An 18155-nucleotide genomic window follows, 5' to 3' on the forward strand; every position below is an offset into this window, starting at 1 on the left:
TTAGTTCCTTGAATATGAACGATTGTTACTATTATCGAAAAAAATAGCCAAGATGTAAAGGGATTGAGAAGTTTTTTTATTATATAAAGAGAGCACTCGCGCTTCGAGTGCCCTCACTAATGGTTTAATAATGCATTAATGTTAAAACATCATAACCATCAAGTTTTTGTCTGCCTTCTAAATAGCTTAACTCAACTAGGAAAGCGATACCGGCAACAACACCGCCAAGTTGCTCCACTAATTGAATCGTAGCATCAATTGTTCCACCAGTAGCTAATAAATCATCCGTGATAAGGACGCGTTGCCCTGGCTTAATAGCATCTTTATGGATGGTTAGAATATCCTTTCCATATTCAAGACCATATCCTACCTTAATGGTTTCTCTAGGAAGCTTTCCTTCTTTACGAACAGGGGCAAAACCAATACCTAAGGCATAAGCCACAGGACAACCAATAATGAAACCACGAGCTTCAGGTCCAACGATAATATCAATCTTACGTTCTTTGGCGTATGCAACGATTTGGTCTGTTGCATATTTATATGCTTCACCATTATTCATTAACGGTGTAATATCTTTAAATTTAATACCCTCTTTTGGCCAGTCAGGCACAATTGTAATAAATTCCTTTAAGTCCATTCTGTAATTGCCTCCTCAAATTCAACCGACTCTTGAATTACTTGATCGAACCAGCCTTTTAATTCCTGAAAGGACGAAAATAATAACTCTCTTTCCAGTTCATATTGTGCTTGTTTTAACTGATAGGTTCGTGAGTAAGTTAAGTCACGCTTTTGCGCTCCAGTTTTTAAAGTAATAAATCCATTGTTTATTGTAACAAAATCCAGGTCAGAAAACACCTTTGACATAAAGTTAATGGTTTCCTGCGACCAACCGCGGTGTTTAGCAAGATCATCAGCATTACGTTTAAGATCAATCGGCCCCTTCTTTAAGAGAAAAGCATAAAACCATTTAAAATGGTCTCGGGTCGGAACCGTACTAAAGAAATCACTCGATTCTTTATAAAAATAAGCATAAATCCTCGCAGGTTGTTTCCCTTTAAATAAAACCTTGAGAATCTCTTTCGAGGATGGAAAATCAACCAGAACAATGTTTGCCTTTTTCCCATCGAAAGCTTTTGCTGCTTCTATATCCTGAATTAGAATGGTCTCGGGCATCAAATTAGGGTTTATTTTTTCAAGGTGCTCTTCATTAAAAATAATAAATTTCCGATTTTCCGCTGGGACTGTATTTGAAAGACTGTTGATTCTCTTTTGTCCTCGATAATCAAATAATTGCCATGACTCAACTGCGATATCATGAATAAAAATTTGTGGTTTACGTATATTGTTCCATTCGTTGACAGATAATTCTCCAATTAACGAAATTTTTGATGCAGGTGAGATATGGTCCACCAGGTGGCCCAGTCCAAAACCGACGCCATCCAGATTTGCATCCTTCTCTTTTACAAGGAGCTTTAAATGGTTTTGCTCACTGCCGATTTTTCTCATACTTGTGATATCCACATTATTTATTAAAACTTTTGGCTTAGGATTGTCCATACCAAAAGGAGCTAAAAGACTCATCTCATCTAAAGAAGATAAATTTACATGTTCCAGCTGGACTTCCTCATCAAGATAGGTGACCGGAATAAAATCTTCATCCGTAAGCTGCTCCTCAGCAAGTGTATTCAATCGTGTGCGGAGTCCAGCAACATCTTCTAGCTTTAAGGTCATTCCTGCTGCCATTGGATGTCCGCCAAAGTGAGGAAGAATGTCACGGCAGGTTGATAAATTCTTAAAGAGATCAAAACCAGCAATACTACGGGCAGAACCCTTAGCTACCCCTTTTTCTGGATCAAAATTCAAAATAATTACCGGACGGTAATACTTTTCAACCAGACGGGAGGCAACAATTCCTATAACACCAGCATTCCAGCCTTCCTTACCGATGACAAGAACCTTATTGGTATCAATTGGGAAGTGTGTTTCAACCTCTTCCATTGCCTCTGCCGTAATTGCATTAACAATAGACTGTCTTAACTTATTAAGGTCATCCATTTCCGCTGCCAAGGTCTCTGCCTCAATCGGGTCATCTGTTAAGATAAGCTGGACGGCAAGGTCAGCATCTTCTAAGCGGCCTACGGCGTTAATCCTTGGTGCGAGTGTAAAACCAATCGTTTCTTCATTTATTGACAGTGGATCAACCCCTGCCAGTTTTAATATGGCTTTCAAGCCAATATTTTTGGTTGTTTTTAACTTTTCAAGTCCTTTTTTAGCAATCAGTCGATTCTCATCTTTTAGAGAGACTAAATCAGCAATTGTCCCAATTACAGCAATCTCCAATAAATGATCTGGTACTTTTCCGTAGAGGGCATGGGCTAATTTAAAGGCAACACCTACTCCAGCCAACTCTCGAAACGGATAGGTACTATCGGGGAGCTTTGGATGAATAATTGCAAGTGCCGTTGGTAATACCGGACCTGGCTCATGGTGATCAGTAATAATTAGATCTAATCCAAGCTCTTCGGCAACGGCTGCCTCATGTACAGCAGATATTCCAGTATCCACAGTAATAATCAACTTTATTCCATTTTCCGCTGCATGCCGGAATGCAGTCTCATTCGGACCGTAACCTTCAGTGAAGCGGTTAGGGATATAAAATTGGACATTGGCTCCAAGTTCTCGAAGTGTAATCATCAATACGGATGTACTGCTTACTCCATCCGCATCATAATCACCAAAAATAAGAATCGGCTCTTGCTGTTCAATGGCTTGACGAATTCTATTTACAGCTATATCCATCCCTTTTAGAAGAAAAGGATCGTGAAACTCTTCCTTTCCAAATAAAAAATACCGTGCTGATTCAACGGTATCAAAGCCACGGTTAACAAGCAGTGAAGCGACAAGAGGCGTAATTTTCAATTCAGTTTCAAGCTTTTTTATTAGTTGCTCATCGGATTTCCGAACAATCCATCTAGTTTTCGAACTTAACATGTGTATGTTCACCCCTCAGACTTTCTCATTATACAGGAGTACAGGACAGGATTCAATGAAAAGAAAAAACCGCAGAGGATCTGCGGTTTTTTTCGAAAACTTACACTTGTGGTTGATCAGAGTATTTTCTTTTTTCTTTTACCGTTTTAATAACGCCTTTCTTCTTCAATTCTTTACACTTCATAACATACCATAAAGAACCTGCGACAAAGACGGAAGAATAAACACCGATTACCAATCCTACAAATAATGCGATGGAGAAATTGAGAATTGATGGGCTTCCAAAAATCATTAAGCACAATACAGTAATTAGGACGGTTAAAACAGTGTTAAATGACCGGGTTAATGTTTGACGAATACTTACATTGACCACATCAGCAATATCTTGAACAGTTTTGAGTCGTTTTTTCTTTTGCATATTCTCACGAATTCTATCAAAAGTAACAATCGTATCATGATTGGAGTAACCAATAATCGTTAAAACTGCTGCAATAAAGGTTAAATCTACTTCTAGTCTTGTGATACTGAAAATAGCAATCATGAAAAAGGCATCATGAAGGATGGCAGCAACCGCTGCGATTGCCATATATGCTTCAAATCGGATCGATACATAAAGAATGATACCGATTGATGCTAATAAGACGGCAATAAAGGCATTCTTCGCCAGTTCTTTACCAACAGTTGGAGAAACTGTGCTGACATTCGGCTCAAAGCCAAATTGCTCTTTAAAATCTGCTTTTAACGTAGAAATTTCATCTTTAGAAAGGACTCCAATCATTCGGACTGCCCCAATTTGCTTTTTATCACCAGAAATAACGATATCGTCTGGATCTAAATGATGCTTCGTAAATGCAGCTTCCACCTGTTCGGTTGTTAAAGGTGTTTTCGATTGAACTTCTACCCGTGTTCCACTTGAAAAATCAATCCCTAAATTCATACGGAAAATAGCGATCGCGATAATCCCAGCGACAATGAGAACTCCCGAAAGGATAAATACTTTATTTCTAAGTTTTACAAAATCAATTTTATCAAAACGAGTAGGTAGATCAACTGTATCTACATTATCGTTAATAGATTTAATTTGGGACTTGCGTACAGCAAACCAACCTGGTTTGTTGTTTAAGAAACCACTGTGAACCCATAGCCCGAGCAATAACCTCGCACCATAAACATTGGTAAGAAAGCTCATAAGGACACTCACGATTAACATGGTCGCAAAACCTTTTACCGAACTTGTCCCGTAAAAGAATAACACACCTGCTGTTAAGATTGTCGTTAAGTTTGCATCAAGAATAGCGGTAAATGCATGCTTCTCACCAGCCTGGAATGCTGATTTAATGGATCTGCCAACTTTTAATTCTTCTCTAATCCGTTCATACGTAATAATATTGGCATCGACGGCCATACCAATCCCGAGGATAATCGCGGCAATTCCTGGTAAAGTCAGAACCCCATTCATCCAATCGAAAATTAATAGAACTAGATAAGTAAAAATAGTTAGCGTAACGGTAGCAATAAGGCCTGGAAAACGATAATAGAAAATCATAAACAGATAGATAATAATGACACCGATGATTCCTGCGAAAATCGTATCATGTAATGCTTGTTCACCAAACTTCGCTCCAACAGAGGTGGAATAAACCTCATCAAGTTTAACAGGTAACGAACCCGCATTTAAAAGTGATGACAAAGTTTGAGCTTCTTTAGATGTGAAACTACCAACAATTGAAACTGTATTTTGATTAAAGATTTGATTTACAGTTGGTGCTGATAAATACTTAGGATTTGCCTTTGTTACCTCTTTTTTGAAGGAATCTTTTCCTTCTTCAAAATCAAGCCAAATAACAAGAACATTATTAGGTGCCATATTCTTTATTTGTTCAGTTACCTTGCGGAACTTATCGGCACTCTTTAATGTTAGGGAAACGCTTGGTGCTCCGTTTTCATCAAATGTTTGCTTGGCACCGCCTTGTTTTAAGTCGGAACCATCCATCATCAATTTATCATTGGCATCCCTGAAGGTAAGATTTGCTTGTGTAGATAAGATTTCACGAGCTTTATTCTGATCTGTGACACCAGCAAGCTGCACACGAACGCGATTCTTTCCCTCAATCTGGATACTCGGTTCACTGACACCAAGGACATTAATACGCTTATCAAGTGCCTCAGCGGTACTAGCCATTACATTTTTGTCAATTTTTTGTCCTTTTTTTGCTTCCTTCACATCGTACAGAACTTCAAATCCACCTTGAAGATCCAGTCCAAGTTTCATATTGTTTAGGATGTTCTTTGTTGTTGCCCCCATTGTGCTTCCGATAATTAGGACCACAAGTAAGAAAGCAACGATTCTACTGCGCTTTACCATTATGTATTGTTCCTCCTTAATGCATGTGCATCGGCACTGTTCCGTCTAATCCTTATATGAAAATAAGAAAAAAGTCACTTCCTTCATTATGAAAGAATATGGATTGGCTGTCAATTTACAATAATATGAAGGTCTATCTTATTTCTATTTTAAAAGTTCCTTCAATTCATCTTCATCATCCATGGAGAAGTCGGAAGCTTTATAGGCCTCTATCGTCGCAAAATTGAGATAATCACTTGCTTTAACAGACAGAATTTCTTGGATCATTTCGTACAGTTTCATTTCTTTCTTGATTTTTTTCCACTTTTTCTTAATTAAAAAAACCCAAAATTCCTCCTCTGTTACCGAATCAAGCCCTAGCAACTGAAACTCTATAAGTTTACTCGCTACGGCTGGCTGGACTTGGGAGCGAAAATGTTCGAATCTGTGACTTTCATCCATTACGACTGCCTCCTTGGAAAATCTCCCCATTAATTGAACCTTGCCAAAAAGCTGATACAACTTGTCATGCTTTGTCCACCCTTACGCATATAGTTAATTGTATATGAATTCTTCTTATTTGAGAAGGTGGGAATCAGCATGTCGAAGTTTTTAAAAGGGACCTTTATCCTATTAATCGCAGGCCTTGTCACAAGAGTCCTTGGTTTCATAAATCGGATTGTTATAGCTCGGAGTATAGGGGAAGAAGGAGTGGGCTTATACATGATGGCGTTTCCTACCTTTATTCTAGTAGTGACGCTCACTCAGATGGGACTGCCTGTAGCTATTTCAAAAAATGTGGCCGAAGCAGAAGCGAAGGGAAATTTTGCAGAGATTAAAAAAATTCTGGTTGTCTCCCTAGCGATAACGATTTCTCTGTCCCTTATTTTTACCCCTGCACTATTATTACTTGCACCACTGCTGTCGAAAACATTGTTTACCGACCCGCGGACATTTTATCCTTTAATTGCGATCGCTCCAGTTGTTCCCGTGATTGCGATTTCCTCTGTGTTAAGAGGGTACTTTCAAGGTAGACAACAGATGCGTCCGTCTGCAATTTCACAAGTTTTAGAACAAATTGTTCGAATTTCCCTGATTGCCGTAATGACAAGAGCGTTTCTTCCTTATGGAATTGAATATGCAGCCGCAGCTGCCATGATCGCTTCTGTGATTGGTGAACTTGTCTCACTTATTTATTTAATGACAACTTTTAAATTAAAAAAACGATTTAGGCTCCGGAAAAAATTCTTTCAATTTGTTCACAGTGGGAAACAAACATTTAAAGACTTAATGGATATTGCCTTGCCAACCATGGGAAGCCGAATGATTGGTTCGGTGGCATGGTTTTTTGAACCTATTGTTGTGGTTCATAGCTTAGCCCTTGCAGGTGTCGTCACCGTCGAAGCCACCAAACAATATGGGGCATTAACTGGTTTTGCCATGCCGCTATTGATGTTACCGTCTTTCATCACTTTCTCTTTAGCCACTTCACTCGTCCCGGCGATTAGTGAAGCCAATACCCAAAACAACAAGAAGTTAATTGAATATCGATTACAACAAGCTTTAAGGTTTGCCTTCTTATCAGGTGGATTGGCCGTTGTTGTTCTCTATGTATTGGCTGACCCGTTAATGCAACTTATGTATGGCTCAGCAAAGGGCTCTTATTTTATTCGATTGATGGCTCCTTTCTTCCTATTCTATTACTATCAAGGTCCATTACAAGCAGTATTGCAGGCGTTGAATCTTGCCCGAGCTGCTATGATTAATAGTCTGATTGGGGCCATCGTTAAAACAGCCGTCATCTTTTTATTGGCGTCCCAAGCTTCCTTTGGTATTAATGGGGTGGCAATAGGCATTCTCGTCGGCTTTGTTTTAGTGACCATTCTTCACTTTGCCACTGTACTAAAAAAGATTTCCTTTTCGTTTTATGTTCGTGATTATGTAAAGGGATTTCTTGTTATGGGTGGATCTGGCTGGCTTGGATATTGGTCATTTGCACACCTATTTCTAAATGAAGTGTTAACCATAAGAGTCCTATTATCATTACTAACTATGACCATTTCCTATATTGTTTTGGTTCTAATGTTAGGTCTAATTAAAAGGGATGAACTAAAACGGATTCCTTGGATTGGAAATTTATTTGTATAAAAGAAATAAGACACGCCCGAGCGTGTCTTTTGTTCATTCATCCTTTAAATCAATAAAGAACTTTCCGTTTTCATAGCTACAAAAGGAGATCTTTTTAACATCCCGATAGCCCTGTTTTTTCAACTCCTGCCGCAGCCAGAGATTTGTTTTATTAATTCTAAGTAAATTTTCATCATCAATATTCCCATCTAGTATTAAAGGAATCGTAATATCGCCTTGCTGAGATTCTGCGTTTTCATTCTTTATCTTTTCAATGACGGACAAACTTCCAGAGGATTCAAGAATTGCAAACTCAACGTCAGCAATACTACGGATGTCCTTTTCACGGAGCTGTGTCATTAAATCATCAAAATTGTACCGCTGCTTCCGCATTGCTTTCTCATCAATTTTCCCCCGATTAATAATAATGCTTGGCTGTCCATCAATGAGATTACGAAATTTTTTACTTTTTAAAGAAATGAGTGCTAGAAGTATTTGAATGAGCATTAGTAAAATCATGGGGACAACTGTATAAATCAAAGGATCCTTTGGTTCATCGATTGAAACAACAGCCATTTCACCAATCATGATAAAAACAACGAGATCCAGAATACTTAATTCTCCAATTTCCCTTTTCCCCATAACACGAAAAATAACTAGGATAAGTACATAAAAAAACAATGTTCGAAACACAATCGTCACATATTCTTCCATAACTGTCGCCCCTTTTTTTACATTCAACGATATTGTTTGCATTTTAAAGTGAAAAATTAGCGGAATAAAATACCAACACCCTCTTCCGTTTGAAAAATTCTATAAAATTTATTCTACTTTTCCCAATCCACGAATACGCTTGTACTAGGAAGAAACTTTACTAGAGGGTGGCACGAAAGAGTTTATATAAATGCCAGCCTAAAGGGCAATTGAAGGGGGAGAGTTAAAATCGAATCAAAAAGCTTTGGCACTTCCATTCTGTACGGATTAATTTTTATTCTCGTTTTTGCTGTAATTAGCAGCCTAATATTTGCGTTTATTCTTAGGTTCACGTCTGCACGGGAGGTATCACTCCAATACGTAATTACAGCATTATCATTTATCGGGCTATTCGGAGGCGGTTTTTTATCCGGTGGAAAAAGAAAAGAAAAGGGCTGGCTTATTGGGGGAATGACTGGCTTAATCTACTCGGTCATTGTCTTTTTGTTCCAGTACTTAGGATATGATCGCTTGTTTGATGCCGAACAAGTGATTTACCATACTTGCTACACATTAATTGCGATGATGGGTGGTATTTTAGGGGTAAATATATCTACAAACAATTCTCGAAGATCTGTGTAATCTAAAAAAAAGGAAGCCGACTCGCGGCTTCCTTTTTTGCTAGTTATTATTTTGAAAGGTTTACGCTTTCGCCTGCATCAGCAGTGACTTCACGAATAGCATTACGGTCAAATGTAAGACGGCTTCCGTCACCACATTTAATTACGGCTTTATTATCATCAATTGAATCTATAAAACCATGTAGTCCGCCAATCGTGACGATTTTATCACCCTTTTTTAAATCGTTTTGCATTTGCTGAACCGCTTTTTGGCGCTTTTGTTGCGGGCGAATTAATAGGAAATAAAATAACACAAACATTAATATTAATGGAATGATTGTACCAATTCCTCCAGACATCTTGTTTCCCTCCTTTCAATAAACATCTATTAGAAATTTTTCGCGTTCGGTTTGTTAAAACCATAACGTTCAAAAAATTCTTCTCTGAAATCACCAAGCCGGTCTTCCATGATGGCTTGTCTGACTTTCTCCATTAATCTTAACAGAAAATAAAGATTATGGTAAGACGTTAAACGAATTCCAAACGTTTCATCGCATTTTATTAAGTGGCGGATGTATGCACGGCTGTAATTTCGGCAGGTGTAGCAATCACAATTTTCATCAAGTGGGCCAAAATCTCTTGCGTATTGAGCATTTTTCACGACAAGTCGTCCTGTGCTGGTCATCAATGTTCCATTTCTGGCAATTCGTGTTGGCAATACACAGTCAAACATATCAATTCCGCGAATCGAGCCGTCAATTAATGAATCTGGTGATCCCACTCCCATTAAATAACGCGGTTTATTCGTTGGTAACAATGGTGTCGTAAACTCAAGGACACGGTTCATGACATCTTTTGGCTCACCGACTGACAATCCTCCAACAGCATAGCCTGGAAAATCTAAGGAAACAAGGTCTTTCGCACTCTGCTTGCGAAGTTCCTCATATTCTCCCCCTTGAACGATTCCAAATAAACCTTGGTCATTCGGACGGCTATGGGCAGTTAAACAACGCTCCGCCCAGCGTGATGTTCGCTCCACAGACTTTTGCATATACTCATAAGTGGCAGGAAATGGCGGGCACTCATCAAAGGCCATCATAATATCGGAACCAAGAGCATTTTGAATTTCCATCGCCTTTTCTGGTGATAAAAATAATTTTTCACCACTCATATGGTTGCGGAAATGAACTCCTTCTTCTTCAATTTTACGGAATTCACTTAAACTAAACACCTGAAACCCACCCGAATCGGTAAGGATTGCACGATCCCAGTTCATAAATTTATGCAATCCGCCCGCTTCCTTAATGATTTCATGTCCAGGTCTTAGCCATAGATGATAGGTGTTACTTAATATAATTCCTGCACCCATTTCCTTTAAATCTTCAGGTGCCATTGTTTTTACCGTAGCAAGTGTACCAACAGGCATAAATGCAGGAGTATCAAATGATCCGTGCGGGGTATGGACTCGGCCTAGCCGGGCCCCTGTTTGTTTACATGTCTTTATTAATTCATAACGAATAGCAGTCAAAATTTTTATCTCCTTCCTAAGGCAATCCTTAGATGATCAACATTGCATCACCAAAACTAAAAAAACGATACCGCTCAGCTACAGCCGTTTGATAGGCATGTAACACATGTTCTCTGCCTGCTAACGCACTGACAAGCATAATCAGAGTTGATTTTGGCAAGTGAAAGTTCGTAATCATTCCATCAATGGCTTTAAATTCATAGCCGGGATAAATAAATATACTTGTCCAGCCGCTTCCTTCTATAAATTGTCCATCATTTGCCGAGGCAATGGTTTCAAGGGTACGAGTGGAGGTTGTCCCTACTGAAATGATTCTGCCCCCATTACTTCTAACCTCATTTAGCAGCCGGGCTGTCCCCTCTGTCATTATATAAAATTCAGAATGCATATCGTGCTCTAATACATCATCTACACTCACAGGACGGAAAGTCCCCAGTCCGACATGGAGGGTAATAAAGGCAATATGGACACCTTTTGCTTTAATTTCCTCCAATAAGCTGTCGGTGAAATGAAGACCTGCTGTTGGCGCTGCGGCTGAACCAGGTTCACGCGCATACACAGTTTGATATCGATCCCGGTCCTCTAGCTGCTCTTTTATGTATGGTGGGAGCGGCATTTCTCCTAATTGGTCGAGAACCTCATAAAATATGCCCTCATATTTGAATTCTAAGACACGCCCGCCATGGTCCGAGGTTCCAGTGCAAACGGCTTTAAGTAATCCATTGCCGAATTCGATTTCGGTTCCTTCTTTTACTCTTTTTGCAGGCTTGACAAGTGTTTCCCAACTGTCTCCTTCTAGCTGCTTCAAGAGTAAAACTTCAATTTTGGCGCCTGTATCTTGTTTGACACCAAAAAGACGTGCAGGAAGTACCTTTGTATCGTTTAAGACAAGGCAATCTCCTTCACGCAAATATTCAATCACATCTTTAAATACTTCATGCTTTATATCTCCGGATTGTTTATCAAGGACCATTAAACGGCTGTCGGTCCGATTGTGCAACGGCACCTGCGCAATTAATTCCTCCGGTAAATGAAAATCAAATAAATCTACTTTCATAATATGACACCCTAATCTTTTTTTTATAATCAATCAATTGGCAGGCATATCCATCCCAAAATGCTGATAGACCAGCGAGGTTACCACCCTGCCGCGTGGAGTTCTTTGTAAAAAGCCAATTTGTAATAAATATGGTTCATAAACATCTTCGATAGTTTCAGATTCTTCTCCAATCGAAGCCGCAATTGTATCCAAACCGACGGGACCACCGCGGAATCTTTCGATAATGCCCTTCAGCAGTTTATGGTCGATATGGTCTAATCCTAGTTTATCGACTTGAAGCAGTTCAAGTGCTTCCCCTGCAAGAGCTAGATCAATCGTTCCATCCCCTCTTACTTGGGCAAAATCTCTCACCCGGCGGAGGAGACGGTTCGCAATCCTCGGGGTCCCCCGTGATCTCCGAGCAATTTCTGCTGCTGAAAGGTCATCGATTTCAGTTCCAAACACTTCCGCTGTTCGCAGGACAATATTTTTCAATTGGTCTTCTTTATAATACTCGAGTCGACTTAAAACTCCAAACCGGTCGCGTAATGGGGCTGATAAGGAGCCAGCCCTCGTTGTCGCACCAACCAGAGTAAACGGTGGGAGATCCAGGCGGACAGACCTCGCGCTTGGTCCTTTGCCAATGACAATATCAAGACAAAAATCCTCCATCGCTGGATAAAGCACTTCTTCGATCGTCCGTTGCAAGCGATGGATTTCATCAATAAATAATACATCTCCAGGTTCAAGAGCCGTAAGAATCGCTGCTAAATCACCGGGTCTTTCTATGGCTGGTCCTGAAGTGGTCCGGATATTTACGCCCATTTCATTGGCGATAATCACGGCAAGTGTTGTCTTCCCTAATCCGGGCGGCCCATAGAGAAGGACATGGTCTAATGTTTCCTTCCGCATTTTTGCAGCCTTTATATAAATATCGAGGTTTTCCTTTACTTGATCTTGCCCTATATATTGACTGAGAACTTGCGGCCTAAGGCTCTGTTCTATGCTCATCTCGCTCTCGTTAACTTCACTAGATAAAATCCGATCTTCCATGAATCATCACCTATTTTAAAAGCCGCTGCAGGGCTTTTTTAATGTATTGGTCCGTAGACATTTGTTCTTTTCTTAGCTCAGGCGTTATCTTTTTGATTTCTTTCTCGGAATAACCTAATGCTTTCAAGGCAAGAATGGCTTCTTCTAAATTTGAATTTCCCTTTTGTGTTTGCAGCTCAAGTTGGTCAGCATTAAATAAGTTAGGGAAGTAGTCTGGAACAATGTCCTGTAATTTTCCTTTTAGGTCTAGGATCATTTGACGGGCTGTTTTTTTGCCAACTCCCGGGAATTTGACGAGGAAGCTTTCATCTTCATTTTCAACAGCTGTAACCACCTGCTGCACTTCACCTGACGCAAGGATGGCTAGTGCCCCTTTTGGACCGATTCCTGAGACATTTAATAATTTTGTAAAAAGTTTTTTCTCTTCTCTAGTTTCAAAGCCGTAGAGTGCATTGATATCCTCACGAACATAATGATAGGTATATACGGTTACCATTGTTTCCATTTTACCCGCATAGATAAACGGATTGGGCGTTGCGATTTGGTAGCCGATTCCGTTGTTTTCGATCACTATATATTCTGGCCCGACAAAGTCGACGGTCCCTTTAATAAATTCGTACACTTGCATTCTCTCCCCTAGTTTTACACTGTATTTCATTCTACCATACAATTTTGAGTAAGTTATAGAAAATAACTATTGGGAGAAACATCGAACTATTCGGAATTCGGAGTTCGGCTTTCGGAGTTCGGCTTCGCAAGGAGGGGAATTATTCGATTCGCTGATAGAAGTGCAATATTCGCCGATAGATGCTTGGAATTCACTGATAGATACTGGATATTCGCTGATAATTGCTTGAAATTCGCTGATAGAAATTTGAGATTCACTGATAGATACTTGGAATTCCCTGAAAGAAATTGGATTCGCTCATTAAAGTACGGAATTCGCTTATTAAAGTACGGGATTCGCTCATTAATCATCGGAATTCGCTCATTCAACCTCTGAAACACCCTAATTGACCTCTATTTTCGAAAAAAAACCAGGCTGAAAGGGCGGCATCAGTCTGATTAATAGATTTTTCTATTCATTTTTTAAAGAATATGGCTTAAATGTCTCTAATACTTCTACATATCGATTCTTATTTTTGATTGGAATGCCTTGAATTAATTCCTCTTGCTTTGTGCTCTCGAGCCTCTTAATGTCTATTTGAAAAAATGATTGGATAATTTTTAATTGATCAGGTTTTCCATTAAAAATACTCAAAACACCCTCTTCAGTAATTCCAAAAAAGCCATTTGCTTTTAGCAAGGGGGATATGTCATTGACTTGTTTTTGAAAAACAAATGTCGATCCGTCAATGTCAATCAACTGCCATTGGTCATACTTAGCCCAAAAGTTCTCCAAGGACCAGCATGTCTCATTGACCACTTCTTGACTTATTTCCCCATCCAAATATACCCTTTCCAAAATAACCTTCATAGTTAGAGGTTCAGCTTTTTCCTCTTTCTGAGGTTTATCCATGGGAGCGGCCGAGCCAATAATGGTCATTTCGTTGGCATTAAAAATAAACATGAAGAGAAGAACAGCGAATCCGGCGAACATATACCTACACCATGCCATCCAATGATACCTCATGCTACTCACCTCTTATTGTTAAAAATTAAACATTCTATACAGTAATAGTTTAGCCTTATTTTGCCTTTTTATCCTCCATAACATGTTAAAAAGGGTAAAGCTAAATAGCTTTACCCTCACCCCGTAAGGATTATCTTCCGCCTTTTTCCTGTTGACTATCATTATAAAAGTTACGATCGCGTCCAAGGGTTCCCTCGTCAATGATGACCTTTACTGTTCTTCCGTTTGCGTATGGCTGTACTGCTTTCTGAATCGCTCTTTTGGTAGCAGCAGCTTTGCCATGGTTATTTAAATGCACGGAAACAATAATCGAATTTCCATAGGCAACGGATCGAACGTCCTGTACATTCGGAACTGCACCTACTTTGTTCCTGATTTTATTCGTAATATTATTTTGAAAGTCAGGGTCGGTTTTCACACCAGTATTTCTGGTGTTTACATTTAAATGACCGTGATAATTCATATCACTCGTACTAAAGCGATTATCTCGTTGGAAAAAATTACGGTCATTGGAAGCTAAAGGTTTGGTTGGATTCTTTAGATTCCCATTTCCATCCTTGGTTTGAAGCTGCCTTCTTCTATTTTCATTCGTAACTTGGTCCTCATCCCCTAGAGAATGATCCATCATTTCCGTAATTGCCCCGTCGTCATCTCTAAAAAGATTATTATCTGAGTTTGGGTGGTTTTCATTGGAATAATATCCGACCGGATTTAAAGAATTTTTATTGTTATCGTTAACCCCTGCACGATTATCATTATTCGCACATCCAGCCAGTCCCAACATTAATGTGGCTGAAAGAGGAATCATCCACTGTTTCTTATTCAAGCGAAAAACCCCCTCCATTAACATCCTGAGCATGTGAAACCCATGCTCATTATTAGGGTGTTATTTTTGAGGGGATTTCATTCAGACGGAAAATTCCAGCTCTGGTTAATCCACTAACTCCATTAAACGATCAATAAATTTTTTCCTAGCATAAAATTGACTGATTGTTAAGTCCATTACTTGTTTATATTTCATATGGTCCATATATGATTTTTCACGAATCATTCGATTCCATTCCCGAAAGATATCTGCTGGATAGGCTAATGCATATAAAAAAGCGGCCTCGTGTAAGTATTTCTTTATTTGTTTAAGACTAGAAAGTTTTTCGAATGACCAATCAAGATAAGGTAAAATCCTATTCGCATATTGTAAATAATCAAAGGAAGCAGGACCAATGCTGATTAAATCAAAATCAATAAGATTTAATTGTCCGCCTGTATCCCTTAAGAAATTATGATGGGCTACATCCCCATGGAGAATGAGAGAAGGTTCCGTTTGAAAGAAGCTCCGATTATTTTCCATCCCTTCTAGTGACCAGTCAGCCCAAGCAAGCATTTCTGTAATCACTGGCTCATTGATAAAATAACCAAGATAGGGAAGATTATTGGAAAAAACATTTAGTCGCTCCGACCATTTTTCGATAAGATGACCTTTTGGAAGTAAAGTTCGATAGCGTGCTTCAAACGATGCCGTGGTGTGGTGATATTGTTCTAATAACTCAATTCCTTCTTGACGATTTTTATGCGACTGGAACGAAAATACCGATTTATTTGGAGGAATGTACTCCATACATCCAAAGTAGGTTCCTTCAAAAAAAAGCTGATCTCTCATTGGGGAAGTTAAAAATAAATAGGTCTTTGTAAATCCTTCTTTTTTTAGGGTGGTTGTAAAGGCTTCTTGGAGTCTTAGCCTATTATTGGTATGATACCCTTTTAGGACGTAAGTATTTTTATCTGTTCTTAAATAAATAACAGATTTTCGAATCGGAACCATTTGAACGATTCGTTCAAGGAACTGGGATTGAAAATAAGAGAGGAGACGATCAAAATAATCATCGTCTCCCTTTTTTTGATTTGGTATATTAAAGGCTCTCATCTTGGTAACCTGGCATCCCATAAGGACTTGTTCCGATCGGCCCCATACCATATGGATTCATATACGGAGGCTGTGCTGCATTAACTGGCCCTGTATATGGTGCGCTGTAAATTGGCGGGGTTGGCGGCTCAAAGTTTGGTGCCATCGGTTCTTGCTGTTGTATTGGTTCCCGTTGTTGCATAGCTTCCCGCTGCTGCATTGGTGCTAGCTGCGGCATCGCCATCGGTGCCTGCATTCCCGCTGGCATTCCTACTGGTGCCCCTCCACAGCCGCAATCACCTCCAGCTCCTGCTGGAAAACCTTGTGGTGCCTGCATGAACGAACCATGGCCAGCCATTTCTGGTGATTGGAAATGAGGTGGTACGCCCATTGGACCACTCATTTGCGGGTAGCCGAATGGCATTTGTCCATAAGGTACACCCATTCCATACGTATTTCCCATAGCAGGATTTCCAAACATGCTTCCTGGCATTACCTGAGTTGGTGCAAAGACAGCTGGATTTTGTGGCATTCCAAATCCTGAAGGACTTTCCATTGGGAAACCTGTTGGCATTTGACCAAAGCCTCCTGGCATTTGCTGGCCAAATCCTTGTGGCATTTGATCGAAGCCTCCTGGCATTTGTTGGCCAAATCCTTGTGGCATTTGTCCAAAGCCTCCTGGCATTTGCTGACCAAATCCTTGTGGCATTTGGCCGAAGCCTCCTGGCATTTGCTGACCAAATCCTTGTGGCATTTGATCGAAGCCTCCTGGCATTTGCTGACCAAATCCTTGTGGCATTTGATCGAAGCCTCCTGGCATTTGCTGACCAAATCCTTGTGGCATTTGATCGAAACCTCCTGGCATTTGCTGACCAAATCCTTGTGGCATTTGATCGAAGCCTCCTGGCATTTGCTGACCAAATCCTTGTGGCATTTGATCGAAGCCTCCTGGCATTTGCTGACTAAATCCTTGTGGCATTTGATCGAAGCCTCCTGGCATTTGCTGACCAAATCCTTGTGGTGATTGACCGAATGCGGATGGATCATAAGGGTAACCCATTGGCGCCTGGTGTGATTGAGCACCCATTACTGCCCCCGGATTATAGGCAGGATTCATAACAGGCAATTGCGGCATAAAGGATGATTCATCATCGAATTGCGGTGCAACAAACGATGTTCCAGCAACAGTTGGCGCTGCCCCGGGATTGCCCGGGAACCCACTTGGCATTACCGGCGGTGTTGGAATCGCCCCACCTTGCCCTTGTGGGTAAGGCATGTATGGCTGTACTGGCATCGGGAATCCACCAAATGGAGGACAGAATCCTGGCCCCGGCATGATTGGAGTAACTGGAACACAATAATCCTGTTGCGGTGCTACCTGTTCAGGTGCTTCCATTACTGGTGGCGGTGCAGGAACAACAGGTGTTTCTTTGATTGGCATTTCTTTGATTGGTGCTTCTTTTATTGGCATCTCTTTGATTGGTTTTTCTTTGATTGGCATTTCCTTAATTGGCATTTCTTTAATCGGCATCTCTTTCTTTGGTACTTCTTTGATCTCAGGCAGGATATTGGCAGGTTTAGGCGGCAATTGTGGTTGTTGTACTGTCATATTTTGCATGTTCATCATGTAATAATTGTTAATATCTATTTCTGGGACGATTTGTAGGGGCATTTTTGGAGTATATGGTGCTTTTGGTGCTTCCTTGATTGGAGCCTCCTTAATTGGCGCCTCCTTGATTGGTGCTTCTTTAATTGGTGCTTCCTTAATCGGCATTGCTTTGATTGGTGCTTCTTTTATGGGTTTCTCTTTGACTAACGGCTGCTCAGCAAGCGGCTGTTCATTCTTCATTCCTAAAGTGATTTTTGTACCGGGTTTAGTTCCCATTGGTGCTTCTTTCTTTATTGTTCCACCTGAAGTTGGGACCTTTATTTTCATACCGGGCATAATCATATCAGGGTTGCTGAGCTGTGAATTCAACTTTTTCAGCTCTTCAAAATTCACTCCGTACTTCTTGGCAATCTTCCAAAGAGTATCCCCTTTCTGTACGATATGGATCTTCACTCTGATTTCCCCTCCTATGGCATAAGTCCATATAGTCTATGTGAAAATGGGCAAAGTGCTATCCTTCTTCACAAAAACTTATGCTATTTTTCAAAAGAATATGAATCCCGCCTGATGAATTCATGAAATATAAAAAGATGCAATCAGGAAAAATTGCATCTTTTT

General features: G+C 40.1%; 16 protein-coding genes and 1 pseudogene. 2 read left to right on the forward strand and 15 right to left on the reverse strand.

Annotated elements, in window-relative coordinates; translation table 11 throughout:
* Positions 1 to 124: 124 nt before the first annotated feature.
* The 4 genes from ACE198_RS07160 to ACE198_RS07175 all read right to left on the reverse strand — a co-directional run bounded on the left by ACE198_RS07160 (position 125) and on the right by ACE198_RS07175 (position 5797).
* A complete protein-coding gene (locus ACE198_RS07160; protein ID WP_026563464.1) occupies positions 125 to 637 on the reverse strand; it encodes an adenine phosphoribosyltransferase in 513 nt (170 codons plus the stop codon).
* A complete protein-coding gene (gene recJ, locus ACE198_RS07165) occupies positions 628 to 2991 on the reverse strand; it encodes a single-stranded-DNA-specific exonuclease RecJ (protein ID WP_375375084.1) in 2364 nt (787 codons plus the stop codon). The genes ACE198_RS07160 and recJ overlap by 10 nt, the downstream gene beginning before the upstream one ends.
* Positions 2992 to 3091: 100 nt before the next feature.
* A complete protein-coding gene (gene secDF, locus ACE198_RS07170) occupies positions 3092 to 5356 on the reverse strand; it encodes a protein translocase subunit SecDF (protein ID WP_375375085.1) in 2265 nt (754 codons plus the stop codon).
* Positions 5357 to 5500: 144 nt separating this feature from the next.
* Entirely contained in the window at positions 5501 to 5797 is a 297-nt protein-coding gene (locus tag ACE198_RS07175; protein WP_251457521.1) for a post-transcriptional regulator, read from the reverse strand.
* 138 nt (positions 5798 to 5935) lie between these two features.
* Here ACE198_RS07175 and spoVB point away from each other — a divergent pair, with 138 nt between their 5' ends.
* Positions 5936 to 7483: a stage V sporulation protein B gene (spoVB, locus tag ACE198_RS07180; protein ID WP_251457526.1), complete on the forward strand. Its 1548-nt coding sequence runs from the start codon at positions 5936 to 5938 to the stop codon at positions 7481 to 7483.
* Between the two features lie 33 nt (positions 7484 to 7516).
* On the opposite strand, the gene ACE198_RS07185 is transcribed toward spoVB, so the two are convergent.
* Positions 7517 to 8176 carry a DUF421 domain-containing protein gene (locus tag ACE198_RS07185; protein WP_251457529.1) on the reverse strand — a complete coding sequence of 220 codons (660 nt, stop codon included), beginning with the start codon at positions 8174 to 8176 and terminating at the stop codon, positions 7517 to 7519.
* 258 nt (positions 8177 to 8434) lie between these two features.
* Between ACE198_RS07185 and ACE198_RS07190 the strand changes: the two genes are divergently transcribed.
* Entirely contained in the window at positions 8435 to 8797 is a 363-nt protein-coding gene (locus ACE198_RS07190; RefSeq protein ID WP_251457647.1) for a TIGR04086 family membrane protein, read from the forward strand.
* A 46-nt stretch (positions 8798 to 8843) separates the two neighbouring features.
* Here ACE198_RS07190 and yajC read toward each other — a convergent pair whose 3' ends face one another.
* From yajC to ACE198_RS07240, 10 genes and pseudogenes are all read right to left on the reverse strand, one after another.
* The gene (gene yajC / locus ACE198_RS07195; RefSeq protein WP_098575610.1) at positions 8844 to 9134 is read right to left on the reverse strand and encodes a preprotein translocase subunit YajC; all 291 of its coding nucleotides are present in this window, start codon (positions 9132 to 9134) and stop codon (positions 8844 to 8846) included.
* 29 nt (positions 9135 to 9163) lie between these two features.
* Complete coding sequence (gene tgt / locus ACE198_RS07200) at positions 9164 to 10303, reverse strand: tRNA guanosine(34) transglycosylase Tgt (protein ID WP_251457532.1); 1140 nt, start codon at positions 10301 to 10303, stop codon at positions 9164 to 9166.
* A gap of 28 nt (positions 10304 to 10331) precedes the next feature.
* Positions 10332 to 11360, reverse strand: a complete 1029-nt coding sequence (gene queA, locus ACE198_RS07205) for a tRNA preQ1(34) S-adenosylmethionine ribosyltransferase-isomerase QueA (protein WP_251457535.1) — start codon at positions 11358 to 11360, stop codon at positions 10332 to 10334.
* Between the two features lie 33 nt (positions 11361 to 11393).
* On the reverse strand, positions 11394 to 12395 hold the full coding sequence (gene ruvB / locus ACE198_RS07210; RefSeq protein WP_251457538.1) for a Holliday junction branch migration DNA helicase RuvB: 1002 nt from the start codon (positions 12393 to 12395) through the stop codon (positions 11394 to 11396).
* Between the two features lie 10 nt (positions 12396 to 12405).
* Positions 12406 to 13017, reverse strand: coding sequence for a Holliday junction branch migration protein RuvA (gene ruvA, locus ACE198_RS07215; protein ID WP_251457649.1), 612 nt, complete (start codon positions 13015 to 13017; stop codon positions 12406 to 12408).
* A gap of 92 nt (positions 13018 to 13109) precedes the next feature.
* Positions 13110 to 13391: a hypothetical protein gene (locus tag ACE198_RS07220; RefSeq protein ID WP_375375086.1), complete on the reverse strand. Its 282-nt coding sequence runs from the start codon at positions 13389 to 13391 to the stop codon at positions 13110 to 13112.
* Between the two features lie 82 nt (positions 13392 to 13473).
* A complete protein-coding gene (locus ACE198_RS07225) occupies positions 13474 to 14028 on the reverse strand; it encodes an intercompartmental signaling factor BofC (RefSeq protein ID WP_098575615.1) in 555 nt (184 codons plus the stop codon).
* Positions 14029 to 14158: 130 nt separating this feature from the next.
* Positions 14159 to 14854, reverse strand: coding sequence for a YhcN/YlaJ family sporulation lipoprotein (locus tag ACE198_RS07230; protein WP_375375087.1), 696 nt, complete (start codon positions 14852 to 14854; stop codon positions 14159 to 14161).
* 105 nt (positions 14855 to 14959) lie between these two features.
* Complete coding sequence (locus tag ACE198_RS07235; protein WP_251457547.1) at positions 14960 to 15949, reverse strand: phosphotransferase; 990 nt, start codon at positions 15947 to 15949, stop codon at positions 14960 to 14962.
* A 1954-nt stretch (positions 15950 to 17903) separates the two neighbouring features.
* Positions 17904 to 17990, reverse strand: a pseudogene (locus tag ACE198_RS07240) (LysM peptidoglycan-binding domain-containing protein); the annotation flags it as partial.
* Positions 17991 to 18155: the final 165 nt, after the last annotated feature.

Source organism: Neobacillus sp. KR4-4 (assembly GCF_042136325.1).
Taxonomy (GTDB): domain Bacteria; phylum Bacillota; class Bacilli; order Bacillales; family Cytobacillaceae; genus Neobacillus.